We start from the raw sequence: 21,683 nt of genomic DNA, 5'->3' as shown, positions 1-21,683 counted from the left end.
TAGGCGACGAGAGGGGCGCGAGACCGCGATGCGGGTGCTGGTGGTGGAGGACGAACGCGTGCTGGCCGGCGCGATAGCGGAGTGGCTGCGCGAGGAGGCGCACGCGGTCGACACCGCGCACGACGGCGAGGCCGCGCTGGAGCGCATCGCGGTCAACGACTACGACGTGGTCGTCCTCGACCGGGACCTGCCGCTCGTGCACGGTGACGACGTCTGCCGTGAACTGGTCGCGTCGGAGTCGACCACGCGGGTGCTGATGCTCACCGCCGCCGCGGAGATCGGCGACCGGGTGACCGGCCTGTCCCTGGGCGCCGACGACTATCTGGCCAAGCCGTTCGCGTTCGCCGAGCTCGCCGCCCGTGTCCAGGCGCTGGGGAGGCGCTCCCGGCCGGCCGCCCCTCCGGTCCTGAGACGGGGCGGGATCACCCTGGACCCGGCGCGGCGGGAGGTCTTCCGGGACGAGCGGTACATCCCGCTCTCGAAGAAGGAGTTCGCCGTCCTGTCCGAGCTGCTGCGTGCCGACGGGGCCGTGGTCTCCTCCGAGCGGCTGCTGGAGAAGGCGTGGGACGAGTACGCCGACCCGTTCACCGGCGCGGTGCGTCTCACCATCCTCAAGCTCCGCCGCAAACTGGGCGAACCACAGGTCATCCGTACGGTGCCGGGCTCGGGATACCGGATCGCATGATCTTCCGTACGCCGCCGCGCCGGTCGCCCACGCTGCGGGCCCGGCTCACCCTCGTCTACGGCGCCGTCTTCCTCGTCGCGGGGCTGACCCTGCTCGGTGTCACCTACCTGCTGTTCGACCAGCAGCTTTCACAGTCGTTCGACGACCGGTACACCTCGGCCGACGGCCGACAGCGGCGGATGCTGCTGATCGCCAAGGACGGCGACGTGCTGACGGGCCCGGTGGCGGAGCAGTGGCTGCGGGAGCAGAAGGACAGGCTGAACGACGCGGCCGTCACGTCGCTGCTCACCCAGGGGGCCGTCGCGCTGGCCGTGGTCGGCTCCGCCGCGACGGGCCTCGGCTGGGTGATCGCCGGCCGGGTGCTCGCCCCGCTGCGCCGCGTGACCGAGACCGCCCGGCGCATCGCCGCCGCCCCCGTCGCCGACCACGGCCTGCACGAGCGGATCGCCCTGCGCGGGCCGGGGGACGAGGTGAAGGAGCTCGCCGACACCTTCGACACCATGGTCGAGCGGCTCGACCGCTCCTTCGACGGGCAGCGCAGGTTCGTCGCCAACGCCTCGCACGAGCTGCGCACCCCGCTGACGCTCACCCGGGCCCTCGTCGAACTCGCCATGCACCGCAGATCCGCCTCGGCGGACGTCGTACGGCTGGGCGAGAGCCTGCTGGAGATCAGCGCCCGGCACGAGCAGCTCATCTCGGGACTGCTGCTGCTGGCACGCACCGAGCACGAGATCGCGGACCGGTCGCCGGTGGACCTGGCCGACGTGGTGTCCCACGTGGTGACGCAGACCGCCGTGGAGGCGGAACGGGCGGGGGTCACCGTACGGGAGGCGGCGGGCCCCGCGCCCACCCGGGGGGACGCCCTGCTGCTGGAACGGCTGGTGCACAACCTGGTCGAGAACGGGATCCGGCACAACGTCGGCGACGGTTCCGGCTGGGTGCGGGTGACCAGCCGTACGGTCTCCGCCGGGCACGTGGAGGTGGAGGTCGGCAACAGCGGGCCCGCCGTACCGCCCTACGACGTCCCGGCGATCTTCAAGCCCTTCCGCCGGCTCGGCGCCGACCGCGTGGTCACGGCGCGGAGCGCGGGGCTGGGCCTGTCGATCGTCCGCTCGGTGGCCCTCGCCCACGGCGGCGACGTCACGGCCCGTCCCCGGGAGGGCGGCGGCCTGGTCGTGACGGTGGTCCTTCCCCGCGACGCGGACCTCGCCGCGGACGCCTCCGGGGTGGGGACGGCCGGCGGGATCCTTCCCCATGACGCGGAGCCCGTGTCCCACCGTCCCCGCTGACGGCCCCGCCCGCGGTCTCTCAGGCGGATTCCGCGACCCGGACAGCCGCCGGGCGGACGGTCAGCGGCGGCGGGCGAGCCCCCACAGGGCGAGGGCGGCTCCCGCGACCACCCCGACGCCCGTCGCCGTGCCGACGGCGAAATCCGCGCCGTCGTCGCCGCCGAAACCGCCCCGCACGGCCCATCCGGCGGCGATCACGAGGAGCAGCCAGGCCGCCAGGAGCAGCAGGAACCGCACGCTGAGGAACAACCGTCCGCCGGGCGCCGGGGGCGGTGAGCCGATCTCGGCCGCCGGGCCCGCGGAGGCGGCCCCGGGGCGCTTGAAGTACTCGTAGAGGAACCAGGTGCCGCAGGGCTCCCAGCCGTCCGGGGCGAGCCGTTCGGTCACGGCGCGCCTGCCCTCGGGCCACACCGTCTCCCGGCGGTACTCCCAGCGCTGCGGCCGCTCGGGGTCCCGGTGGCTGACGAACATGCCGCGCCGGTCGACCCGGTCGACCTCCCAGCCCTGCCCGCCGAACTCGTTGAGGCGCCGCTCGTCGGCGAAGATGTCGGCCGTCCACGACCAACTCTCCCCGGCGGAGGCCGTCCGGTCATCCCCGCCGGCCGCGTCGTCCCCGGTCACCCCGCCGAGGCTGTCGGCGAAGGCGGCGACGGGGCCGAACTCCTCCTCCGGGGCGGCGCCGCTCTCCGCGACGTGCCCGGCCAGCTCCTCGATCGTGGAGGCCACCCGCTCCGCCGGGACGCCCCTGTCGCGCAGCAGCGCCGCCAGCGCGTCGAAGTAGTCGCTCATCCGGCTGCTCCCTTGGTCAGCATGGCCCGTACGGATTCGTCGAAGGCGAGCCACAGCCCGCTCTGCTCGGTCAGCGTCTCGCGGCCCCGTTCGGTGAGCCGGTAGTAGCGGCGGCCCGGACCGCGCTCGGTGACCCGGAACTCGGCGGCGAGCAGGCCCGCCTCCTCCAGCCGGTTGAGCACCGGGTAGAGGGTTCCGCCCTTGATCTGGCCCAGCCCGGCCTCGGCGAGCGTCTTGGAGATCTCGTAGCCGTAGCTCTCGCCCTCGGTCAGGCTGGCCAGCACCAGCAGGTCGAGGACGCCTTTGAGCCAGCTCGCACGTCGGTCGGTCGCCATGGCCTCATCCTCGCACGGTAGCGATGCCATCTAGCGTGTCACGCCTACCGGCCGGGGTGAGGAGCAGCGAGCGGATGTCGGCGACGGCGTGCAGGACGATCGGGAGCAGCAGGCTGCCTGTATTGAGGTACAGCAGGGTGAGGCCGAGCCCGGCCACCGCCACCATGGCCATGCCCCGCCACCCCTGGTAGAGGTGGCCGGCGACGAACACCGCGAGCGCCAGGCCGGCGGCGACGGGAAGGGGCAGGCCGAGCACGCTCGTGCCGAGCGCGATGAGCAGCCCCCGGTAGACGATCTCCTCGCAGATCCCGGCGCTGACGGAGAGCGCCACGGCGCCCCGCCGCTCGGCCGGGGTGCGCGGCAGCATCGCCCGGAAGGCGGCCTGCCCGGGCACCGGCCTGCCCGCCCTGGTCATCCGGACGGTCACCAGCACGACCACCGCCGAGGCGATCGTGAGGCCGACCAGCATCCCGGCGGTGGTCTCCGCGTCGGCCGGGAGGACGAAGCCCACCCCGGCGAGGTCCAGCTCCGGGGACAGGCCGACGACCAGGAGCGCCGTCGCGGCCAGCGCCCACAACTCCGCCGTCCACGCGGTGAACATCCGGACCAGGATCCGCCCGTCCCGGTCGCGCTCGCGCTCCAGACGCGCGTAGGAGCGCCTGCCGAGCCAGGGGCTCACGAGGGCGAGGTGGACGACGAGGGCGGCGGCGAGCACCAGGGAGGGCATGGGGATCCTTTCGTTGCGTGTGCCACCTAGAAGATAGAACAACCTAGTTAGAAATACTACCTAGGTAGATGGACGACTTTTCAGGCCGGATGGGGACCCGCCCGGTCCGTGGGGAAGACTCGGCATGGATCTTCGTCGGCCGGGCTCCGCCCCGTCCCGGACCGCTTCTCCGCACCGGACCGGCCCCGCACCGGACGGGGCCCGCGCCGGACCGGCCCCACACCGGAGGGGACCCGCGCCGGAGGGGACCTGCGCCGGACGGGGATCCGCGCCGAACAGGAAGGGACCGCATGCCCGAGACCACGCCCCCCGCCCCCGCCTTCCGGACGCCCGAGGCCGGGAGGCGCTTCGCCGCCGCCTACGCGCGCGTCCTCGCGCGATGGCCCGCCGCCACCGAGGAGATCGACGTCCGCTCGGAGTACGGCACCGCCCGGGTGCTGGCCTGTGGGCCCGCCGACGCGCCCCCGCTGGTGCTGTCACACGGCGGCGGGGCCACCTCGGCGGTGTGGTTCGCCAACGCCGCCGCCCTGGCCTCCGCGCATCGCGTCTACGCGATCGACCGGATCGGCGAGCCGGGACACGGCGCGCGGGGCGACAGGCCGATCCGCGACGAGGACGACCTGCTCGACTGGCTGGAGGCGACGTTCGCGGGTCTCGGGCTCGACCGCGCGGACCTGTGCGGGCACTCGTACGGGGCCGAGATCGCCCTCGCGTTCGCGCTGCGCGCGCCGCACCTGGTGCGCCGTCTCGCGCTCCTCGACCCCACCCGGTGCTTCACCGGGTTCAGCCCGCGCTACCTGCTGCGCGCCCTGCCGACGCTGCTGCGCCCGACGCCCCGGCGGGTGCGCGCCCTCACCGCCTGGGAGTCGGGGGGAACGCCCGTGGACGAGGACTGGCTGGAGCTCTACGTCTCGGGTGCGACGGACCTCCCGCGCCCGAAGATCATCCCCATCCGCCGTCCGGACGCCGCCCTGCTGTCGGCCTCGGCCGTGCCGACGCTCGTCGTGGCGGCGGAACGCAGCCGGGCGCACGAAGCCCGCGCGGTCGTCGCCGGTGCGCGGCGGCTGATGCCGCACGCCGGGACGGCCGTGCTGCCGGACGTGTCGCACCACGGGATCCCGACCGAGCGGCCCGAGGCGCTGAACCGCCTGCTGCTGGAGTTCTTCGCCCCCGAGGACCCCGAGGTCCCCGAGGACCTCACGTAGGGTGGGCGATCGTCGAGAGCAGCGCGTTCTCGGCCTGGCGCGAATCCAGGCGGGTGTGCTGGACCACCACGGGGACGTCGCTGCGGAGGACCGAGGAGTACGGCGTGTCACGCGGCACGGGCTCGGGGTCGGTCAGGTCGTTGAACCGCTGGTGCACCGTCCGCCGCGCGGGCACCGTCACCCGGTACGGCCCGACCGGCTCGCGGTCGGCGAAGTACAGCGTGATCTCGACGTGCGCGTCCTCGTCCGCCGCGTTGAGTATGCACGCGGTCTCGTGACTGAGCATCTCCGGCTCGGGGCCGGTGCCGCCGGAGGGGATGTAGCCCTCCGGGATGGCCCATGTGGTGGTGCCCACCGCCGTCATCACGCCTCCTGCCCCCGCATCCGGCACGCGTCCGTCGCCGTCCTCGCCGCTCTCCGGACCTCCGTGCGTCCGGCGGACCTCTGCGTCCGCCGTCACCCCCGGCCATTCCCGGTTCGCGCGCGTGTGTACCCCCCGTCACGCAGGGAAACGACTCCGCATGACCCCTTTGACGACGTACGGCCGCGCCTCCCGGCCCGGTTCCCCCCGGCACGGCCGCGGCCGCCGGCCCGGTTCCCCCCAGCCGACCGGGTCCGCCGGGCCGTACCCGGGCCCGCGCGTCCGGTGAAGGGACGGTCACGGATGCGGTTCCACTCCGACCTGCACATGCACTCGAAGTACTCCAGGGCCTGCAGCGGGGACAGCGATCTCGAACACCTGACGTGGTGGGCCCGGCGCAAGGGCGTCACGCTGATGGGCACCGGCGACCTGACGCACCCGCTGTGGTTCGAGCGGCTGCGCGAGAGCCTCGTCCCGGCCGAACCCGGGCTGTTCCGGCTGCGCGAGGAGATCGATCGCGACGTCTCCCGCACGCTGCCGCCCCGCCTGGCCTCCGCCGAGGTGCGCTACATGCTCTCCACCGAGGTCTCCACGGTCTACCGGCGGGGCGACCGCACCAGGAAGATCCACCACCTGGTGTACATGCCGGACTTCGCGGCGGCCGAGAGGTTCAACCGCGAGCTCGCGAAGGCCGGGAACCTCGCGGCCGACGGCCGGCCGGTCCTCGGCCTGGACTCCCGCGACCTGCTGGAGACCGTCCTGGACAGCGGCGAGGGCGCCTACCTGGTGCCCGCCCACGTCTGGACGCCGTGGTTCGGCGTGTTCGGCTCGAAGTCCGGCTTCGACACCGTCGAGGAGTGCTACGGCGAGCTCTCCGGTCACATCTTCGCGCTGGAGACCGGACTGTCCAGCGACCCGGCCATGAACTGGCGGGTCTCCGCCCTCGACCGCTACCGGCTGGTCAGCCACTCCGACGCCCACTCACCGCCCATGGTCGCCCGCGAGACCACGGTGTTCGAGACGGACCTCGACTACTTCGCCGTCCTCGAAGCGCTGAGGACCGGCGACGGGTACGCCGGAACCGTCGAGTTCTTCCCCGAGGAGGGGAAGTACCACGTCGACGGGCACCGGAAGTGCGGCGTCCGGATGACCCCGAGGGAGACCCGCGAGCGCGGCGGACGGTGCCCGGTGTGCGGCAGGCCGCTCACGGTGGGCGTGCTGAGCCGGGTCGAGGACCTGGCCGACCGGCCCGAGGGCGCCCGCCCGGACGGCGTGCCCGGCTTCCGCAGCCTCGTCCCGCTGCCGGAGATCGTGGGCGAGATCCTGGGTGTGGGGCCCAAGTCGAAGAAGGTCGCCCGGGAGATCGACGACCTCACCGCCGCCCTGGGTCCCGAGCTCGCGATCCTCCAGGACGTGCCGGTGGACGACATCGCGGCCTGCTCGCCGCCGCTGGCCGAGGCGGTCGGGCGGCTGCGCCGCGGCGAGGTGATCCGGGATCCCGGCTACGACGGGGTGTTCGGCGCGATCCGGTTCTTCCGGCCCGGCGAGCTCGACCGGGTGACCGCCGAGGCCGCCGCCCCGACGCTTTTCTAGCCTCACCGGCTCCGGGCTCCCGCCTCCTGGCCGGGGGCCGGGGGCCTGGGCTCCCGGCCGTGTCCCGGGCTCCCGGCCGTGTCCCGGGCTCCGGGTCGCGCTCGGGGCTCTCGGGTCACGGCCCGGAGCTGGAGCTGGAGCTGGACAATCGTGATCAAAGCAGACGAGTGCACCGGCGTACCGGGGGTAGCACGGCGATTCCAACGCGAAAGCACCGTGGAGGCTTCAAATATGAGCACACCCCCCGCACGCACGCCGGTCCAGCTCGCCGCGCTCGTCGTCGGCGTCGTCTTCCTGCTGGTCGGCGTCCTGGGCTTCATCCCGGGCATCACCACGGGCTATGACGGCATGGAGTTCGCCGGCCACCACTCCGACGCCATGCTGCTCGGGATCTTCGAGGTGTCGATCCTGCACAACATCGTGCACCTGCTGTTCGGCGTCGCCGGCATCCTGATGTCGCGCACCCGGCCCGGCGCCCGCAACTACCTCATCGGCGGCGGCGTCGTCTACCTGCTGCTGTGGCTGTACGGCATGCTGGTCGGCCACGACAGCGCCGCCAACTTCGTCCCGCTCAACAGCGCCGACAACTGGCTGCACCTGATCCTGGGCATCGGCATGATCGCCCTCGGCTACCTGCTGTCGCGCCGCCACCACCACGCCTCCACGGCGACCCGGTAAGCACGCCCGCGCTCCGCGGCGGTCCCGCGGGGACGGCGGTCCCGTCCGGCCCCGGCCTCTCCAAGGCCGGGGCCGGACGCGTGTCCGGAGCCTGCCGCACGTTCCGGGGAGCCCGGAGGACCCGCCGGCGAAGGCCGACCCTCCGGGCCCCGGACCGGCGGACCCCGGACCGGCGGATCAGCCCTGGCGCCAGTCCCCGGACTCCAGGGCTCCGGCCGCCTGCGGGCCCATGAGCCCCAGCCCGCCGTCCACGAAGACCGACGAGCCCGTGACGTAGGACGCCGCGGGGCTCGCCAGGAAGGCGATGACGGCGGCGACCTCCCGGGCGTCGCCGGGGCGGTCGATCGGGTAGCCGGGGCGGCTGCCCGGCTCAGGCGGCTGGTCGTCCTGGCCGGTCATCGGGGTGGCGATCTCCCCCGGTGCGACGGTGTTCACCGTGATCCCGTACGGTGCCAGCTCCAGCGCGAGCACGCGGCTCAGCATCCGCAGTCCGCCCTTGGCCGCGCAGTACGGCCCCGCGCCGACGCGCGGGTGCTCCTCGTGGACGCTGGTGACGTTGACGATGCGGCCTCCCCGGCCGGCGGCGACCATGCGCCGGGCCGCCCGCTGGGAGCACAGGAAGGCCCCGTCGAGATCGACCGCGATCACCGACCGCCACCGCTGGAAACCCATCTCCAGCAGCGGCTCGCTGCTGCCGGTCCCGGCGTTGTTGACCAGGACGCCGAGGCCCCCCAGTTCCTCGGCCAGCTCGTCCACGACCGCGGCGGCCGCCTCCGGGTCGGTCAGGTCGTGCCGGCGCACGGCCGCCTTCCGGCCGTGGCCGCGCACCTCCTCGGCGGTCCCCTCCGCTCCCTTCTCGTCGGAGTGGAAGGTGATCCCCACGTCGAAGCCCTGCTCGGCGAGGGCCACGGCCGTCGCCCGGCCCATGCCGGAGTCGGCTCCGGTGACGATCGCCACCCGGTCGTAGTCGCCGCCTCCCGGGCGGCCGGACGGGGATCCCGCCTGTGATGTTCCGGCCATCGCCGTCTCCTTTCCGGACGCACCCCCCGGCGCCCCTCTTCGAGGCGCGCGTACCCCCTGGTGGGAGCCCTACTCGTCCCGGGGCGGCCGGCCGCCCCGGAGCGGTGCGAGGGTCACCGGCCGGGGCACGCCGCCACGAAGGAGCGGCCGCCCCATAACAGAGAAAATGGCGAAATATGGTTACAAACCATGACAGGCCGCTCGCCGTCGTGACCGGCGCCTCCAGCGGCATCGGCTACGAGCTCGCGGCGCAGTTCACCCGCAACGGCTACGACCTGGTCGTCTCCGCCGAGGACGCGGAGCTTCACCCCCGAGCCCGCCAAGGCCGCCAAGGCCGCCGCGAGCCGTCGGCTGTCGGAGCCCGGCTCGGGCGAGTGACCGCGGGCCGCGCCCGCGCGTCCGCCGGGCGGCGGTCACGGGACCACGCCCGCGGCGTCCACCGGACAGGTGACCGCGAGGTCACGGGATCACGGGGATGGCGGGGATCGCGGGAATCACGGCCGTGTGTCCGCCGGACGGACGACCGGGCGACGCGATCGCCGGGACCGTTCCGCGGGCCCCCGCCGTGGCGGTGGGGGCCCGCGGAACGGTCCCGGATTCCGACCAGCTCTGTCTAACGGTCGGCGAAGTAGTCGTCGGCGGTGTCCTCGGCTTGGGACTCCGTCCGCGAACCACCCGCCGCGACGAGTTCCTCGCGCAGCCGATCGAGATCGATCCCGTGGTTGCCGTACTTGAGCTCGCGCGCCACCTTCGCCTGCTTCGCCTTGGCTCGACCCCGGCCCATTGGCTGTACTCCCTACACGCAGGTCCTGCTCGACCTCTTGTCACCGGTTGCGTTTCGCGGCGAACACGGCCCGGCACGGCCTGCGCGGTCGCTCAGGACGCGCTCGCCATGGCCGTCCTCGGCGGCACCCCGCCTCGTCCCCGACCGGAACGGGGTCGGAGCCGGCCGGGCGGTACAGGAGAACAGGCCATTACCATTATCCTACCCAAGATCGTTTCAATGTGAAAAACTCCGCCATTCCCGGGAATGGCAATCGGTGATCTTCTCCTGCACCATGTAAATCACTTCCGGTCAGGGAGAACACACCGACACCGTGAGCTCCCCGGGCCACCCGCGACCGCCCGGCGACACGGCCCGGCGCTCCCGGAACACGCCGGACATCCCGCCCTGACCAGGGCGTACATCCTTCCGGACCGGCACCGTACGAAAATTCCCCGGTACGGCGCGGCGGGGGCGTCAGGACGTGCCGAGCATCCCGTTCGGGTCCAGGACGTACTTGCGGGCGGCGCCCTCGTCGAACTCCCGGTAGCCGCGCGGCGCCTCCTCCAGCGGGATCGGCGTGGCGTTGACCGCCTTGGCGATCTGCACCCGATCGTGCAGGATCGCCATCATCAGCTGCCGGTTGTACCGCATGACCGGGCACTGACCGGTGAAGAAGGCGAGCGACTTGGCCCATCCGAGGCCCAGCCGGATCGACAGCGCCCCCTCCCGGGCGGCCTCGTCGGCGGCCCCCGGGTCCCCGGTCACGTACAGCCCGGGGATGCCGAGCGCGCCGCCCGCCCGGGTGACGTCCATGAGCGTGTTGAGCACGGTGGCCGGGTGCTCGGTGGCGGCCTCGGCCCCGTGGCCGCGGGCCTCGAAGCCCACCGCGTCCACGCCGCAGTCCACCTCGGGGACGCCGAGGATCCGTTCGATGTGGTCGCGGGGGTCGCCCTGGGACACGTCGGCGGTCTCGCAGCCGAAGCTGCGGGCCTGCGCCAGGCGGTCGGCGTTCAGGTCGCCGACGATCACCACGGCGGCCCCGAGGAGGAACGCCGAGGCCGCGGCGGCCAGGCCCACCGGCCCGGCGCCCGCGACGTAGACGGTGGAGCCCGTGGTCACCCCGGCGGTCACGCACCCGTGGTAGCCGGTGGGGAAGATGTCCGACAGCATCGCCAGGTCGAGGATCTTCTCCATCGCCCGGTCCCTGTCGGGGAACCTCAGCAGGTTCCAGTCGGCGTAGGGCACGAGGACGTACTTGGCCTGCCCGCCGACCCAGCCGCCCATGTCGACGTAGCCGTACGCCGACCCCGGGCGGTCGGGGTTGACGTTCTCGCAGATGCCGGTCCTGCCCTCCTTGCAGTTGCGGCAGCGCCCGCAGGAGATGTTGAACGGCACCGAGACCAGGTCGCCGACCTTGATGAACTCCACGTCCGGGCCGTTCTCGACGACCTCCCCGGTGATCTCATGGCCGAGGACGAGGCCGTGGGGGGCGGTGGTGCGGCCGCGGACCATGTGCTGGTCGCTGCCGCAGATGTTCGTCGCGACGGTCTTGACGATCGCGCCGTGCGGGACCTTCCGGCCGACGTTCGCCGGATTGACCCCCGGCCCCTCCTTCAGCTCGAACGTCGGGTAGTCGAAGTCCTCGACCACGACCCTGCCCGTTCCCTCGTAGACGACGCCCCTGTTTCCGGCCATGGCGCACCCCCAGGCGGTTCCCGCTTCTCTTCCCGGGCATACCCGCGACTCGGCGCGGAGATGTACGCCTATGAGAAGTTTGACCGCATTTCTGATGGTTTGAGGGGTACTGCGTCATGACGGCTCGGGAGCGGGGCGCCGGACGGGTCCCGGGATGTGAAGCCGTTCCGGTCCGGGGGCACGGCGCCGGGCCGGCCCGGGAGTGAGGTCACGGGCGGGTTCGAGGTACGGCACCGTTCCGGTCCGGGGGCACGGCGCCGGGTGCCGGGAGGCGGCATCGCCGGTGGTCACCGTCCCGCTCGGTCAGCCCCCGGCGGTCGAGGTGCTCCAGCAGCGGCACCGCGACCCGGCGGCTGGTGCCCAGGGCCTGCCGGGCCTGGCTGACCGTGAACGGCTGCGGCAGACGGGCCAGCGCCCGCGCCGCCCGGACGTCCGCGCCGGGCAGCAGCACGATCCCGTCGGCCACCCGCAGCAGCGCTCCCGCCGCCACCGCCGCCGCCAGCTCCCGGGACCCCAGCCCCAGCTCCGCCAACCGTCCGGCCTCCGGCGCCAGGAAGGGGCGCGCGGACAGCTCCGCGCCCAGCCGGGCGACCGCGCGGGCCACCGGGGCGGGCAGCGCGGGCCGTCCACCGGAGATCCGCCCGTCGGCGACGGAGAGCGGCGGCCGGACGAGCGCCGCCACCAGCCGCCGGTCGGGCAACCCCAGCACGTGCCTGGCGGCCTCGACCGGCATGCCCGGCTCCAGCGGATGTCCGGCCGCGTATCGTCGCACCGCCTCGGGAAGCCGCGCCGCCAGCCCCGCCCAGTGCTCCGGGTCGACGTGCCAGTCCCCGCACACCGGCTCGTCCGCGGGCGGGCAGCCCATCGCCCGCAGCTCGCCGGCGCGCAGCATCCGGTGGGTCCGCAGCAGGGCCGCCGCGCCGGGCACGGCCCCGGACAGCTCCGCCGCGCGCTCGCGGGCCGCGCCCCGGCGGCTCACCGACGGCGGCCGCACGTCCAGCACCGTCGCCCCCGCCAGCACCCGCACCTCGCCACGCTCGCGGCCCGGGTCACGCAGCAGCAGCACGTCGCCCACGTGCAGCGGCAGCGGCCTGGCCAGGCGCAGCCGTACGACACGGCCGCCGAGCGGGCGCACCGAGCACACCACGGCCGCCGACCCGATGTGCGCGGTCAACCGGCCCGGCAGGCGCTCCACCGGCGCGCCGGGCTCCTCCGGCCTCGTGGCCGCTCCCCGGGCCCCCGGCGCGCCCGAACCCGTCCCCGGTTCTGTTCCCCGGACGTCCGGCACGCCCGGTCCCGCGCCCCGGCCGGCCGTGCCGACCGGGGAGAGCCGCACGTCGACCAGGTCGGTGGCGGTCCACGCGCCCGGCGTGACCAGGGCCTGCCCCCGCTCGGGCACGGCCCGGCCGCGCAGGTTGAGCGCCACCCGCGCCACGCCGATCACCGCGGGCAGCGACTCCTTCAGGGACTCCAGCGCCCGGACCCGCACCGGCCCGCCGGGCAGCTCCAGCTCGTCGCCCGCGGCGATCCGGCCGTCGGGCAGCGTCCCCGTCACGACCGTGCCGCTGCCGTGGACGCTGAACGCCCGGTCGATCCACAGCCGCACCGGCGCCCCGGGATCGGGCGCGGGCAGGCCCGCCACCAGCCGGTCCAGCGCCCCGCGCAGCTCGTCGAGCCCCTGTCCGGTGCGTCCGCTCACCGCCAGCGCCTCGATCCCGGCGAGCCCGCCGGCCGCCAGGCGCGTGCGGGCCGCCTCCATGGCCGGGGCGGGGTCGGCGAGGTCGGCGCGGGTCACCACGAGCAGGCCGTGCCGTACGCCGAGGGCCTCGACCGCGGTCAGGTGCTCCTCCGACTGCGGCATCCAGCCCTCGTCGGCGGCGACCACGAACATGACGGCGGGCGCGGAGCCGACCCCGGCCAGCATCGTGGCCAGGAAGCGCTCGTGGCCGGGCACGTCGACGAAGGCCAGCCGCTCCCCCGAGGGCAGGGCCGTCCAGGCGTAGCCCAGCTCGATCGTCAGGCCCCGCCGCCGCTCCTCCTCCAGCCGGTCGGGCTCCATCCCGGTGAGGGCCCGCACCAGCGTGGACTTGCCGTGGTCGACGTGCCCGGCCGTGGCCACGACGTGCATCAGCGTCTCCCCCCGCGCCCGGCCCCGGAACCGTTCGCCCCGCCGTCCCGGAGACCGCCCGCCTCCCGATCCGCGGAGCCACCCCCGGAGTCGTCCGCCCCCACGGATGCGACGGCCCGGAGCACCGCCCGCGCCACCTCGTCGTCCGCCTCCGGCGGGGCGGCCCGCAGGTCGAGCAGGAGCCTGCCGCCCTCGATCCGCCCGACGACCGGCGGCTCACCGGTCCGCAACGGTACGGCGAGCCCCGCGGGCAGGCTCACCGCGGCGCTGGGCAGCGTCACGCCGGGCGCCCCACCGCCCCCCACGGTCGCCTCGCTCGGCACCGCCCGCGCGTCCGTCCCGGCCGCGGCCAGCCGTACGGCGAGCGCCTCGGCCCGCTCCCGCAGGACCGCCGGATCGGCGTGCAGCGCACGGTGGACAGGGGTCTCGGGGCCGCGCAGCGTGGCCTCCAGCGCGGCCAGCGTCAGCTTGTCCACCCGCAGCGCGCGGGCCAGCGGGTGACGCCGGCACCGTTCGACCAGGTCGCGGCGGCCGAGCAGCAGGCCCGCCTGCGGCCCGCCGAGCAGCTTGTCGCCGCTGGCGGTGACCAGGTCGGCCCCGGCCCGCAGCGCGCCCGCCGCGTCGGGCTCGCCGGGCAACAGCGGTTCCCGGGACAGCAGGCCGGAGCCGATGTCGGCCACGACGGGCACGCCCAGCCCGGTGAGGGCGGACGCCTCCACCGACCCGGTGAACCCCTCGATCCGGTAGTTCGACGGGTGGATCTTCAGGACGAACCCCGTCTCCGGCCCCACGGCGTCCCGGTAGTCGGCGTAGGAGGTGCGGTTGGTGGTGCCCACCTCGCGCAGCCTCACCCCGGTGGACACCAGCAGATCCGGGATGCGGAAGCCGTCCCCGATCTCCACCAGCTCGCCCCGGCTGACCACGATCTCCCGCCCGGCGGCGAGCGCGGTGGCCGCCAGCACGAGCGCGGCGGCGTTGTTGTTGACCACGTGGACGGCCTCGGCCGCGGGCACCGCCCGCGCGAGCGCCTCCAACGCGCCCCGTCCGCGGCGGGCGCGACCCCCGGCGGCCAGGTCGAACTCCACGTCGGTGCAGCCCGCCGCCGCGGTGACCGCCTCCACTGCGGCCTGCGACAGGGGAGCCCGGCCCAGGTTCGTGTGGACCAGGACACCGGTCAGGTTGAGCACCGGCCGGAGACCGGCGGCGTACCGGGGCAGCGCCGCCACGGCGGCGTCGGCCACCTCGGCGGGGGCGAGGCCGCCCTGCCGTACCCGCCGCTGGGCCTCGGTGACGGCCTCCTTGACCACCGCCCGCCCGAGCCTGCGCTCCGCCGCGGCGAGCCGCGGGTCGGCGAGAACGGTGTCGGTACGCGGCACGTGCCTTCGTGGGTCCACGTAACGAAAATAGAGCCGGACCGGAAGGGAACCTCATCCGCCCTGCCGGTACGGCCTGCGGTCACGTACTCCTTGATGAACCGCTGCCCCGCTCGGCAGACCAGAGTCTCCACAGAACCCGGCGCGGTTCAGTCGAAGGTGAACTCCCCGCCGGGGGTGCTTTCGGGCCACGCCCAGGCGTGGATCTCCGCCAGGTCGCGCTCCAGCTGAGACGAGGAGGCCGCCACTCCGACTCCTTCAACCTCCCCGCCAGGGCAGCGCGACACCCACCGTCCGTTCTCGAAGGTGACGACATACGTGATCGTCTCGTTCATCGGCTCATCCTTTCCATGACCGCTTCCAGACGCTTGAGGGCTTCGCGGAAGAGCTCCGGGTCGCGATCCGGGTCGGCACGGATCATGGCGGGAACCGAGATGTGCCGGGAGGAGATGAGCCGTGTCGGCCGTCACAGGCCAGGTGGCGGAGGGACGCTTGATCAATGTCCGGCACGTCATCGGATCTCCGGCATACGATCATGCGCCTATGAGCGACATCACCGAACCCCCGGTCGCCCGGGTGGACGTCATGCGCGAGACCCTCCACGGCATCACCCTCGAAGACCCCTACCGGTGGATGGAAACCGAAGACGGGGAGTTCCACCGCTGGCTGGACGGCCAGGCCGGGCACGCCCGTGAGCACCTGGACGCCCTGCCGCACCGCGCCGGCCTGCTGGCCCGGATCCGCGAACTGGGCGGTGCGCTCACGCGCTACTCCGGTCTCGCGATGGCGGCCGGCAGGGTCTTCGCCCTGATCCGCGAGCCGGACGCCCGCGTGCCGGTGCTGACGGTGACCGAGACCGGCGGAGCGAGCAGGGTCCTGTTCGACCCCGGCACGGTGCCCGGCGACGGGCACCACGCCATCGACTGGTACGTCCCCTCCTCCGACGGCCGCCACGTCGCCTGCGCCGTCTCCGCCTCCGGGTCGGAGGACGGCTCCATCCACGTGATCGACGCCGACTCCGGAGCCCTGCGGGAGACGATCCCGCCCACGACGCGTTTCGCCTTCCTGAGCTGGCTGGAGGACAACCGGTCGTTCGTCTATCACCGCTACGCGGAGCGGCACCGCTTGGACAGCCGCTCCTTCCTGCATCGGCTGGGCGACGACCCGGCGCGGGACACGGTGGTGCTGGCCCGCGGGCTCAATCCCCATGTCGAGCTGACCCCGCCCGACCGGCCCTTCCTGGTGGTGCCGCCACACGGCGAGTGGATGCTGGCGATCGTCTCCCACGGCGCGCTCAGCCCCTGGCCCTGGACCGGTGAGCAGCTGAGCGACTGCACGATGTACGTCGCGCCGCGGACCGGGCTGGCCGACCCGGCCGCCTGCCCGTGGCGGCTGGTCGCGGGCGCAGATGACGGCGTGACCGCCTTCGCCACCGGCCACGACACCCTCTACCTGGTCTCCCATCGGGACGCGCCGCGCTCGCGCGTGCTGGCCGTTCCGCTCGCCGCACCCGATCTGTCCCGGGCCCGGGTCATCGTGCCCGCGGGTGAGCGGGTGGTGGAATCGGTGCGGGTGGCAGGCGACCGGCTGCTGGTGCGCGATCTCGACGGCGGCGTCAGCCGGGTACGGCATGTGCCCCTGTCCGGCGGCGAGCCCGCCGACCTGGTGATGCCGGTGGACGGCACCGTCGTGGAGTGGACCACCCACCCGACGCGGCCCGAGGCCCTGCTGCTGATGGCCGGCTGGACCGACGCGCCCCGGCTCTACCGCTACGACGGCCACTGCCTGCGGGACACCGGGCTGGCGCCCCGCTCACCGGTGGACTTCGGCGGCGTGCACGTCCGCACCCTGCACGTGCCCGCGCGGGACGGGACGCCGATCCCGCTCACGGTCATCCACCGCAAGGACCTGGAGCTGGACGGCGACAACCCGGCCGTGCTCACCGGCTACGGCTCCCACGGGATGACCGACTGGCCGGAGTTCCGTCCCGAGATGCTCGCCTGGTACGAGCGCGGCGGCGTCTACGCCGTCGCGCACCTGCGCGGCGGCGGCGCCTACGGCCGCGAATGGCACGAGGCCGGGCGCGGTGAGCGCAAGGAGGCCACCATCACGGACTTCATCGACTGCGCCGGGCATCTCATCGCCCTCGGCTACACCCGTCCGGGCCGGCTGGCCGCCGAGGGCGCCAGCAGCGGCGGCATCCCCACCGGCGGTGCGCTGGTGCGCCGCCCCGATCTGTGGGCGGCCATGGTGATGCACGTGCCGACGGTGAACGCCACGCGCAACGAGTTCACCGACAGCGGGCCGGTCAACGTGCCCGAGTTCGGCAGCGTCACCACCGAGGAGGGCCTGCGCGCCCTGCTGATCATCGATGCCTGCCTGCGGGTCCGGGACGGCGTGCCGTACCCGGCGGTGCTGCTGACCGCCGGCCTGCGCGACGCGCGGGTGCCGCCGTGGCAGCCGGCGAAGCTGGCCGCCCGCCTTCAGGCGGCCACGGCTTCCGACCGGCCGGTGCTGCTGCGCGTCGAGGAGCACGGCTGGCACGGCGCAGGCTCGACCAGCGACCAGGAGCAGGCATTGCTCGCCGATGTACTGGCCTTCGTCCTGCACGCGACCGACGGATCGTGATGACGACAGATACGTCGGGTACGGCACACACCCTCAGCCAGGTCAGCATGATCGAGAACGGCCGCCGCGCCCCCGGCCTCGACTTCGCTCGCAAGGCGGACTCCGTCCTCGGCCGGGGCAGGGAGCTGACCGACCTGCTCGACCGGCTGAACAGGGAGGCCGACCAGATGCCCCGGTGGTTCCGCCCCTGGCTCGACTTCGAGTCCGAGGCCGAGTCGCTGCATGTCTGGGAGCTGGCGATGGTTCCCGGTCTGTTCCAGGTCGAGGGCTACGCACGGGCACTGATCGCCAACGAGCCCGGCACCACCTCCGACCAGGCGGAGGAGCGCCTGGCGGCCCGGCTCGACCGGCAGCGCCTCCTCGACCGGCCGGGTCCGCAGATGATGTGGGTGGTGCTGGACGAAGGCGTCCTGCACCGCCCCGTGGGCGGCCCCGAGGTGATGGTGGAGCAGATGCGGCGGCTGCTGGAGCTGGCGGGGAGCCCTCGCGTCTCGCTGCAGGTGCTGCCCTACGTGGCCTACGGCACCGTCGGGCTGCTGGGCAGCTTCGTCGTCGCGGAGATGCCGGGCGAGGCTCCGCCGGTGGCCTACATCGACTCCCAGAGCACCGAGGATCGGGTGAGCGATAGGTCAGAAGAGGTAAAAAGCTTAATATGCAGACATGGCGTGATCAGAGCGGACGCCCTGTCCCGGAGAGAGTCACTCGGCCTCATCAAGGAGATGATGCGCAGATGGACGACCTGACCCGCGAGCTCTCCACCGCCCGGTGGCGCAAGTCCAGCCTGTCCGGCGGCGACGGAAGCAATTGCGTCGAGGTCGCCACCCTCTCGGGTGGACGCCGTGCCGTCCGCGACACCAAGGACCGCACCGGCCCGGCCCTCGTCCTCACCCCCGACGCCTGGTCCGCCCTCACCACGGCGATCAGGGAAGGCCGCCTCGGCTGACAGCGGTGCGAGGAGATTTTGAGCTTCCACCCGCAATACGGACACCTCGTCTGAGTCGGCCTTGTACCGACGGGAAAAGAAGAGAGCCGTGCCTGCGACACACTCACCGCGGCGCGAACCAGAGTCTCCACAGAACCCGGCGCGGTTCACCGTCAGGCGCTTACCTTCAACTGGTGGACGCGCTGCTTGGACAGGCCCATGACGCGTGCCGTATCCGGCTCCGACCAATGGCTCGTCAGCACCTTCGCGGCCCTGACGGCCAGTTCCGCGGCGCGCTTGGCATGAGCTTCGGCCAGTTCCTTCTCACGGCTGTATTCCGCCACCACCTCTGCCACCTCCTCTGGAAGATCGAAGGTGAACTCCACGCCGGGAGTGCTTTCGGGCCACGCCCAGGCATGGATCTCCGTCAGGTCGCGCTCCAGCTGAGACAAGGAGGCCGCCACTCCGACTCCTTCCACCTCCCCGGTAGGGCAGCGCGACACCCACCTTCCGTGCTCGAAGGTGACGACATACATGATCGTCTCGTTCATCGGCTCATCCTTTCCACGACCGCTTCCAGACGCTTGAGGGCTTCGCGGAAAAGCTCCGGGTCGCGGTCCGGGTCGGCAGGGATCATGACGGGAACCGAGATGACGCCGTCCTTGATCACACGCAACGCGCACATGTCGCTCTTGAGGTGGTACAGCCAGTCAGCCGTGGCGCCCGCAGCTGCCACGATCGTCGCCACCTCGGCGAGCTGTCGCATGTGTGGAGGAAGGACCTCGGCCATGACGCGATCCTACTCCATTAGGAGGAACCTTCCTAGCGAGATAGGAGCAAGCTTCCTAGGAGGGTATACCGCCTATTCGCAACCTGGGTTGCCCGAGTTCGGTGGCTCATTCGGCCAGGCTACCGACGTGGATCACCGCCGGGCCGGTCGCATGGAGTCCCGTATCGATGCGGTTGGCCAGGCGGGTGGTGCCGGTGCCGTGGATTCCGCCGATACCGAGGTGGCCAGGGAGGTCACCATGGGGTCTGTTCCTCTTTCGAGGTCCGACACGAATATGGAGGCGTGAACTTCAGGCGGGGAAGGAGGGATGATGTGCCCGGCGTATGGCATGTCGCCCCCTGTTCGCTCGGATGACGCGCACCTGTTGCGGACCATCCGGGAGATCCGTGCGTCCTTGCCCGACGACCAACTCGTCCGCTTCGACACCGAGCTCGCCGAGACCGACATGTCCGAGCTGGAATCCATGCTCACCCGCGCCTCAGTATGGGCGTACGGTGAGCCGGGTAGGAGAGGGCCGCGCGCCGGACCGGCGCGTCACGGGTACCCGAGAGGACGCGGCATGACGGGCATGACGGCGGAACCCGGCTTCGGGGCGGGCCCATCGGAGCGGGTCCGGCTGACGCAGTACGCGCACGGCGGCGGGTGCGCCTGCAAGATCCCGCCCGGGGAGCTGGAGGCCGTCGTGGCGGGCCTCGTGCGGCGGCCGGCGGAGGGCGCGGCCGGGGAGGGCGGGTCCGCCGACGGCGCGCCCGCGCCGCTGGGTGAGCTGGTCGTGGGCCTGGACGACGGCGACGACGCCGCCGTCGTCAGGATCGAGGGCGGCCGGGCCGTGGTCGCCACCGCCGACTTCTTCACGCCCGTGGTGGACGACCCCTACGACTGGGGACGGATCGCCGCGGCCAACGCCCTGTCCGACGTCTACGCGGTGGGCGGCGAGCCGCTCGTCGCGGTCAACCTCCTCGGCTGGCCCCGCGAGCGGCTGCCGATGGACCTGGCGAAGGAGGTGCTGCGCGGCGGCCTGGACGTGGCCCGCGCCGCGGGCTGCCACGTCGCGGGCGGCCACAGCGTGGACGACCCCGAGCCGAAGTACGGCATGGCCGTCACCGGCCTGGCCGACCCGGAGCGGCTGCTGCGCATCGACGCGGGCCGGGCCGGGCTGCCGCTGTCGCTGACCAAGCCGCTCGGCGTCGGGGTGCTCAACACCCGGCACAAGGCCACCGGCGAGGTCTTCCCCCAGGCCGTCGCCACGATGACCACCCTCAACCGGGACGCCTCCCGGGCGGCGCTCGCCGCGGGCGCCCGATGCGCCACCGACGTGACCGGCTTCGGCCTGCTCGGTCACCTGTACAAGCTGGCCAGGGCGAGCGGCCTCACGGCCGTGGTGGACGCGGCGGCCGTGCCGTACCTGGAGGGCGCCCGCGAGGCCGTACGCGACGGTCACGTCAGCGGCGGCACCCGCCGCAACCTCGCCTGGGTGGAGCCGCACCTGGACACCGGAACCGTGGCTGAGGAGGACGTGCTGCTGCTGGCCGACGCCCAGACCTCCGGCGGCCTGCTGGTGGCGGGCGAGGTGCCCGGCGCGCCGGTCGTCGGTGAGCTCCTCCCCTTCGACGGCACGGCCCTGCGGCTGCGCTGACCCGCCCCGGCGGGGGTCTAAGGCCAGGAGCGGGACGGGGCCGGGGTGGAGGCGCGGTCGCCCGACTCCAGGCGCTGACGCTGGGGCACCACGGTGTACTTCGGGTCGGCGGCCGAGGCCCGGCCGGCCTCCAGGACGCCGAACCGGGTGCACAGGGCCCCGCCGGTCAGCGCGAGGCCGGACAGCACGGTCAGCGTGCGGCTGCGGCCGGCGACCGCGGCGAGCAGGCCGCCGCCGGCGGTGAGGGCGCGGGCGGCCCGCATCAGGCGGCCGGACTTCCCCTCCCGGTACGGCTCACCGACCAGGCCGAGCCGGCGTTCGATCACCGCGCCCGCGGCCAGCTCGACGGCCGCCCCGGCCGCGGCGGCGACGCGGGCCGGGCCCGCCTGGGCGCGGGGGGTGGCCAGCATGCCCACGGCGCCCGCGCTGGCCAGGGCGCTCCCGGCGAACAGGAACGGCAGCTCCCGGTGCGCCTCGTGCCAGGCCGGCACGGCGGTGTCGGCGACGAGCACGGCCGTGTAGGTCGCCATCAGCGGGCCGGTCAGGGCGGTGACCATGGCCGCGGCGTCCCCGGCGGCGGGCAGCAGGGCGGCGACCCTCCGGGGCAACCGGGCCGCGACGACCGATGCGGGCGCGGCGGACGTCACCGCCGAGGCGGTGGCGAGCGCGGTCAGCCCGCTGTGCGCGGCCAGGACCCAGGAGCCCACGCTCATCGGCGAGGTGGGCTTGAAGATCCGCAGCATGTTGAGGAACCGCTCGGGCCTGCCGAGTTCGGCGACCAGGAAGCCCGCGCCGAGGACGGCCCCGGCGGCGGCGGTGACGCGGGCGGTGAGCCCGAGCCGGTCGTGCCCGGCGAGCCGGGCCGCAGCCGACATCAGCGACGCCCCGCCGGACAGCCCGCCGAGGTAGAGGTAGAGCGGCATGTGGGGCACATGCCAGACCGGGGCCTTGATCACCGGCTGCCCGTAGTAGGACCGGAACTCGGCCTCGGGCACCATCGTGTCCTCGCGCCTCACCACCGCGTTCCCCTTCCGCCGGGCCGCGGGGCACCGGTCGCGTCCGT

Annotated in this window: 22 protein-coding genes; 9 read left to right on the top strand and 13 right to left on the bottom strand. The window is 73.7% G+C overall.

Translation table 11 applies throughout. The features are described 5' to 3' along the window. Nucleotides 1-28: 28 nt before the first annotated feature. Both ACZ6W9_RS05150 and ACZ6W9_RS05145 read left to right on the top strand, forming a co-directional pair. Nucleotides 29-685: a response regulator transcription factor gene (locus tag ACZ6W9_RS05150; RefSeq protein WP_389969672.1), complete on the top strand. Its 657-nt coding sequence runs from the start codon at nucleotides 29-31 to the stop codon at nucleotides 683-685. Beyond that, nucleotides 682-1,974 (top strand): sensor histidine kinase, encoded by a 1,293-nt coding sequence (locus ACZ6W9_RS05145; protein ID WP_389969674.1) that lies wholly within the window; start codon nucleotides 682-684, stop codon nucleotides 1,972-1,974. The genes ACZ6W9_RS05150 and ACZ6W9_RS05145 overlap by 4 nt, the downstream gene beginning before the upstream one ends. 60 nt (nucleotides 1,975-2,034) lie before the next feature. Here the strand turns inward: ACZ6W9_RS05145 and ACZ6W9_RS05140 are convergent, their stop codons facing one another. The 3 genes from ACZ6W9_RS05140 to ACZ6W9_RS05130 are packed head-to-tail and all read right to left on the bottom strand — an operon-like array spanning nucleotide 2,035 to nucleotide 3,825. Next, on the bottom strand, nucleotides 2,035-2,763 hold the full coding sequence (locus tag ACZ6W9_RS05140) for a hypothetical protein (protein WP_389969676.1): 729 nt from the start codon (nucleotides 2,761-2,763) through the stop codon (nucleotides 2,035-2,037). Next, nucleotides 2,760-3,098 carry a PadR family transcriptional regulator gene (locus ACZ6W9_RS05135; protein ID WP_362933743.1) on the bottom strand — a complete coding sequence of 113 codons (339 nt, stop codon included), beginning with the start codon at nucleotides 3,096-3,098 and terminating at the stop codon, nucleotides 2,760-2,762. The genes ACZ6W9_RS05140 and ACZ6W9_RS05135 overlap by 4 nt, the downstream gene beginning before the upstream one ends. 4 nt (nucleotides 3,099-3,102) lie before the next feature. Further along, nucleotides 3,103-3,825, bottom strand: coding sequence for a CPBP family intramembrane glutamic endopeptidase (locus ACZ6W9_RS05130; protein ID WP_389969679.1), 723 nt, complete (start codon nucleotides 3,823-3,825; stop codon nucleotides 3,103-3,105). Between the two features lie 290 nt (nucleotides 3,826-4,115). Here ACZ6W9_RS05130 and ACZ6W9_RS05125 point away from each other — a divergent pair, with 290 nt between their 5' ends. Further along, a complete protein-coding gene (locus tag ACZ6W9_RS05125; protein ID WP_470116753.1) occupies nucleotides 4,116-5,030 on the top strand; it encodes an alpha/beta fold hydrolase in 915 nt (304 codons plus the stop codon). Here the strand turns inward: ACZ6W9_RS05125 and ACZ6W9_RS05120 are convergent. Further along, entirely contained in the window at nucleotides 5,023-5,394 is a 372-nt protein-coding gene (locus ACZ6W9_RS05120; RefSeq protein WP_362933734.1) for a sensory rhodopsin transducer, read from the bottom strand. The two genes, ACZ6W9_RS05125 and ACZ6W9_RS05120, sit on opposite strands and share 8 nt — an antisense overlap. Nucleotides 5,395-5,694: 300 nt before the next feature. Between ACZ6W9_RS05120 and ACZ6W9_RS05115 the strand changes: the two genes are divergently transcribed. Together ACZ6W9_RS05115 and ACZ6W9_RS05110 are read left to right on the top strand one after the other, a co-directional pair. Continuing rightward, on the top strand, nucleotides 5,695-6,984 hold the full coding sequence (locus tag ACZ6W9_RS05115; protein WP_470116752.1) for an endonuclease Q family protein: 1,290 nt from the start codon (nucleotides 5,695-5,697) through the stop codon (nucleotides 6,982-6,984). 231 nt (nucleotides 6,985-7,215) lie between these two features. Continuing rightward, complete coding sequence (locus ACZ6W9_RS05110) at nucleotides 7,216-7,662, top strand: DUF4383 domain-containing protein (protein WP_389969685.1); 447 nt, start codon at nucleotides 7,216-7,218, stop codon at nucleotides 7,660-7,662. A gap of 177 nt (nucleotides 7,663-7,839) precedes the next feature. Here ACZ6W9_RS05110 and ACZ6W9_RS05105 read toward each other — a convergent pair whose 3' ends face one another. The 6 genes from ACZ6W9_RS05105 to ACZ6W9_RS05080 all read right to left on the bottom strand — a co-directional run bounded on the left by ACZ6W9_RS05105 (nucleotide 7,840) and on the right by ACZ6W9_RS05080 (nucleotide 14,979). Beyond that, the gene (locus ACZ6W9_RS05105; RefSeq protein ID WP_389969687.1) at nucleotides 7,840-8,682 is read right to left on the bottom strand and encodes an SDR family oxidoreductase; all 843 of its coding nucleotides are present in this window, start codon (nucleotides 8,680-8,682) and stop codon (nucleotides 7,840-7,842) included. A 613-nt stretch (nucleotides 8,683-9,295) separates the two neighbouring features. Continuing rightward, nucleotides 9,296-9,466, bottom strand: coding sequence for a DUF3073 domain-containing protein (locus ACZ6W9_RS05100; protein ID WP_362933728.1), 171 nt, complete (start codon nucleotides 9,464-9,466; stop codon nucleotides 9,296-9,298). 456 nt (nucleotides 9,467-9,922) lie between these two features. Then, the gene (fdhA, locus tag ACZ6W9_RS05095) at nucleotides 9,923-11,143 is read right to left on the bottom strand and encodes a formaldehyde dehydrogenase, glutathione-independent (RefSeq protein ID WP_389969689.1); all 1,221 of its coding nucleotides are present in this window, start codon (nucleotides 11,141-11,143) and stop codon (nucleotides 9,923-9,925) included. A 208-nt stretch (nucleotides 11,144-11,351) separates the two neighbouring features. Continuing rightward, a complete protein-coding gene (gene selB, locus ACZ6W9_RS05090; protein ID WP_389969691.1) occupies nucleotides 11,352-13,271 on the bottom strand; it encodes a selenocysteine-specific translation elongation factor in 1,920 nt (639 codons plus the stop codon). Next, nucleotides 13,271-14,665 carry an L-seryl-tRNA(Sec) selenium transferase gene (gene selA, locus ACZ6W9_RS05085; protein WP_389969693.1) on the bottom strand — a complete coding sequence of 465 codons (1,395 nt, stop codon included), beginning with the start codon at nucleotides 14,663-14,665 and terminating at the stop codon, nucleotides 13,271-13,273. Before selA ends, selB begins: the two co-directional genes overlap by 1 nt. A 128-nt stretch (nucleotides 14,666-14,793) precedes the next feature. Beyond that, nucleotides 14,794-14,979: a hypothetical protein gene (locus ACZ6W9_RS05080; RefSeq protein WP_470116751.1), complete on the bottom strand. Its 186-nt coding sequence runs from the start codon at nucleotides 14,977-14,979 to the stop codon at nucleotides 14,794-14,796. A 208-nt stretch (nucleotides 14,980-15,187) separates the two neighbouring features. Between ACZ6W9_RS05080 and ACZ6W9_RS05075 the strand changes: the two genes are divergently transcribed. Genes ACZ6W9_RS05075 through ACZ6W9_RS05065 form a run of 3 tightly spaced genes read left to right on the top strand, consistent with a single transcriptional unit; the run spans nucleotide 15,188 to nucleotide 18,215 of the window. Then, nucleotides 15,188-17,272 carry a prolyl oligopeptidase family serine peptidase gene (locus ACZ6W9_RS05075; RefSeq protein ID WP_470116750.1) on the top strand — a complete coding sequence of 695 codons (2,085 nt, stop codon included), beginning with the start codon at nucleotides 15,188-15,190 and terminating at the stop codon, nucleotides 17,270-17,272. Beyond that, nucleotides 17,272-18,015, top strand: coding sequence for a DUF5753 domain-containing protein (locus tag ACZ6W9_RS05070; protein ID WP_470116749.1), 744 nt, complete (start codon nucleotides 17,272-17,274; stop codon nucleotides 18,013-18,015). The genes ACZ6W9_RS05075 and ACZ6W9_RS05070 overlap by 1 nt, the downstream gene beginning before the upstream one ends. Next, nucleotides 18,003-18,215, top strand: coding sequence for a DUF397 domain-containing protein (locus ACZ6W9_RS05065; RefSeq protein WP_389969701.1), 213 nt, complete (start codon nucleotides 18,003-18,005; stop codon nucleotides 18,213-18,215). Before ACZ6W9_RS05070 ends, ACZ6W9_RS05065 begins: the two co-directional genes overlap by 13 nt. Nucleotides 18,216-18,367: 152 nt before the next feature. Here the strand turns inward: ACZ6W9_RS05065 and ACZ6W9_RS05060 are convergent, their stop codons facing one another. Together ACZ6W9_RS05060 and ACZ6W9_RS05055 are read right to left on the bottom strand one after the other, a co-directional pair. Beyond that, the gene (locus ACZ6W9_RS05060; RefSeq protein WP_389969703.1) at nucleotides 18,368-18,745 is read right to left on the bottom strand and encodes a hypothetical protein; all 378 of its coding nucleotides are present in this window, start codon (nucleotides 18,743-18,745) and stop codon (nucleotides 18,368-18,370) included. Next, nucleotides 18,742-18,984 (bottom strand): hypothetical protein, encoded by a 243-nt coding sequence (locus ACZ6W9_RS05055; protein ID WP_204046931.1) that lies wholly within the window; start codon nucleotides 18,982-18,984, stop codon nucleotides 18,742-18,744. The genes ACZ6W9_RS05060 and ACZ6W9_RS05055 overlap by 4 nt, the downstream gene beginning before the upstream one ends. 568 nt (nucleotides 18,985-19,552) lie before the next feature. Between ACZ6W9_RS05055 and selD the strand changes: the two genes are divergently transcribed. Beyond that, complete coding sequence (gene selD / locus ACZ6W9_RS05050) at nucleotides 19,553-20,620, top strand: selenide, water dikinase SelD (protein WP_470116769.1); 1,068 nt, start codon at nucleotides 19,553-19,555, stop codon at nucleotides 20,618-20,620. Nucleotides 20,621-20,637: 17 nt separating this feature from the next. On the opposite strand, the gene nrfD is transcribed toward selD, so the two are convergent. Beyond that, a complete protein-coding gene (nrfD, locus tag ACZ6W9_RS05045; RefSeq protein WP_470116748.1) occupies nucleotides 20,638-21,639 on the bottom strand; it encodes an NrfD/PsrC family molybdoenzyme membrane anchor subunit in 1,002 nt (333 codons plus the stop codon). Between the last annotated feature and the right edge of the window lie 44 nt (nucleotides 21,640-21,683).

This window comes from Streptosporangium sp. NPDC053982 (assembly GCF_055585205.1).
This window is presented reverse-complemented; position numbering and strand designations above follow the sequence as displayed.

Coding starts and splice junctions, on each gene's coding strand:
- ACZ6W9_RS05150 (WP_389969672.1), top strand. CDS start 29: ATGCGGGTGCTGGTGGTGGAGGACGAACGCGTGCTGGCCGGCGCGATA.
- ACZ6W9_RS05145 (WP_389969674.1), top strand. CDS start 682: ATGATCTTCCGTACGCCGCCGCGCCGGTCGCCCACGCTGCGGGCCCGG.
- ACZ6W9_RS05140 (WP_389969676.1), bottom strand. CDS start 2,763: ATGAGCGACTACTTCGACGCGCTGGCGGCGCTGCTGCGCGACAGGGGC.
- ACZ6W9_RS05135 (WP_362933743.1), bottom strand. CDS start 3,098: ATGGCGACCGACCGACGTGCGAGCTGGCTCAAAGGCGTCCTCGACCTG.
- ACZ6W9_RS05130 (WP_389969679.1), bottom strand. CDS start 3,825: ATGCCCTCCCTGGTGCTCGCCGCCGCCCTCGTCGTCCACCTCGCCCTC.
- ACZ6W9_RS05125 (WP_470116753.1), top strand. CDS start 4,116: ATGCCCGAGACCACGCCCCCCGCCCCCGCCTTCCGGACGCCCGAGGCC.
- ACZ6W9_RS05120 (WP_362933734.1), bottom strand. CDS start 5,394: ATGACGGCGGTGGGCACCACCACATGGGCCATCCCGGAGGGCTACATC.
- ACZ6W9_RS05115 (WP_470116752.1), top strand. CDS start 5,695: ATGCGGTTCCACTCCGACCTGCACATGCACTCGAAGTACTCCAGGGCC.
- ACZ6W9_RS05110 (WP_389969685.1), top strand. CDS start 7,216: ATGAGCACACCCCCCGCACGCACGCCGGTCCAGCTCGCCGCGCTCGTC.
- ACZ6W9_RS05105 (WP_389969687.1), bottom strand. CDS start 8,682: ATGGCCGGAACATCACAGGCGGGATCCCCGTCCGGCCGCCCGGGAGGC.
- ACZ6W9_RS05100 (WP_362933728.1), bottom strand. CDS start 9,466: ATGGGCCGGGGTCGAGCCAAGGCGAAGCAGGCGAAGGTGGCGCGCGAG.
- fdhA (WP_389969689.1), bottom strand. CDS start 11,143: ATGGCCGGAAACAGGGGCGTCGTCTACGAGGGAACGGGCAGGGTCGTG.
- selB (WP_389969691.1), bottom strand. CDS start 13,271: ATGCACGTCGTGGCCACGGCCGGGCACGTCGACCACGGCAAGTCCACG.
- ACZ6W9_RS05080 (WP_470116751.1), bottom strand. CDS start 14,979: ATGAACGAGACGATCACGTATGTCGTCACCTTCGAGAACGGACGGTGG.
- ACZ6W9_RS05075 (WP_470116750.1), top strand. CDS start 15,188: ATGAGCGACATCACCGAACCCCCGGTCGCCCGGGTGGACGTCATGCGC.
- ACZ6W9_RS05070 (WP_470116749.1), top strand. CDS start 17,272: ATGACGACAGATACGTCGGGTACGGCACACACCCTCAGCCAGGTCAGC.
- ACZ6W9_RS05065 (WP_389969701.1), top strand. CDS start 18,003: ATGGACGACCTGACCCGCGAGCTCTCCACCGCCCGGTGGCGCAAGTCC.
- ACZ6W9_RS05060 (WP_389969703.1), bottom strand. CDS start 18,745: ATGAACGAGACGATCATGTATGTCGTCACCTTCGAGCACGGAAGGTGG.
- ACZ6W9_RS05055 (WP_204046931.1), bottom strand. CDS start 18,984: ATGGCCGAGGTCCTTCCTCCACACATGCGACAGCTCGCCGAGGTGGCG.
- selD (WP_470116769.1), top strand. CDS start 19,553: ATGACGGCGGAACCCGGCTTCGGGGCGGGCCCATCGGAGCGGGTCCGG.